This window comes from Leisingera sp. F5 (assembly GCF_001593695.1).
This window is the reverse complement of the sequence record NZ_LUKH01001274.1, coordinates 1-1143: the sequence shown is the minus strand read 5'-3', so window position 1 is coordinate 1143 and position 1143 is coordinate 1. Positions and strand designations below refer to the sequence as shown.

Sequence of the window (1143 nt, the reverse complement as noted above, 5' to 3'; positions counted from 1 at the left end):
CGGCAGTGGTGCCGGGCACCAAGTTTGTGACCCTTGGCGGAGCGATCGCGGCGGATGTGCATGGTAAGAACCACCATAAGGAGGGCAGTTTCCGCAATTGCCTGGACTGGGTGGATGTCATGGGGCCGGACGGCACGCTGCGCCGTTGCTCGGCGCAGGAAAACAGCGATTTGTTCGGCTGGACTGCTGGCGGCATGGGGCTCACCGGGATCATTGTCAAGGCCGCGATCAGGCTGCGGGCGGTGCCGTCGGCCTGGATCCGGCAGCAGACACAGCCGGCTGCAAATCTGGATGCCGCGATGGAAATCTTCGAGCGGTCGGCCAGCGCAACCTATTCGGTAGCGTGGATTGATTGCCTGTCGGAAGGCAACACACTGGGCCGCTCGCTTGTTATGCTGGGCGAACATGCGGATTCACGGGACTTGAGCGCGCAACAGTCGGCCACCCCCTATGCCATCGCCAGTGCAAAGACCCGGCAGGTGCCACCGGTGTTCCCCTCATTTTCGCTGAACCGCTTCAGTGTTCGTGCCTTCAATTCCGCCTACTACTGGGCAGGTGCCCGAAAGGCTGGGATGCTGATTACCGACTGGAACCGCTATTTCTTCCCGCTCGATGCATTGCTTGGCTGGAACCGGATTTACGGGCGCAAGGGCTTTGCCCAGTTTCAATGTGTACTGCCGCTCGACAGCGCCCGGCGCGGCCTGCGCGGGTTGCTGCAGGCGATCTCGGCTGCCGGGCAGGGCTCTTTTCTGGCAGTGCTCAAGCGGCTGGGACCGCAGGACAGCCCGTTCTCCTTCCCGATGGAAGGCTACACGCTGGCGCTGGATTTCCCGGTCAATCCCCGCAGCCTGGCGCTGATGGAGGAACTGGACCGGATCACCATCACCCATGGCGGCCGGTTCTACCTGGCCAAGGATAGCCGGATGCACGCGGATACCTTGCGAGCGGCGGACCCCAGGGCTGCGGGCTTCACCGGAATGCGGCAATCTTCCGGGCTGCACCCGGCATTTCAGTCCGCACAATCGCAAAGGCTTTCGCTATGACAAAATCTCCTGTTCTGATCTTTGGCGCCCGTTCGGACATCGGCTTGGCCGTGGCCCATGCCTTTGCCGCACAAGGGCATCCAGTGCAGCTTGCCGCCCG

1 protein-coding gene is annotated in these 1143 nt (G+C 62.6%); it reads left to right on the top strand.

Going from position 1 to position 1143, the window contains the following annotated elements:
* Positions 1-1043: FAD-binding protein (locus A2I95_RS40725; protein WP_291737991.1), on the top strand; the 1043-nt coding region annotated here is incomplete at its 5' end.
* Positions 1044-1143: the final 100 nt, after the last annotated feature.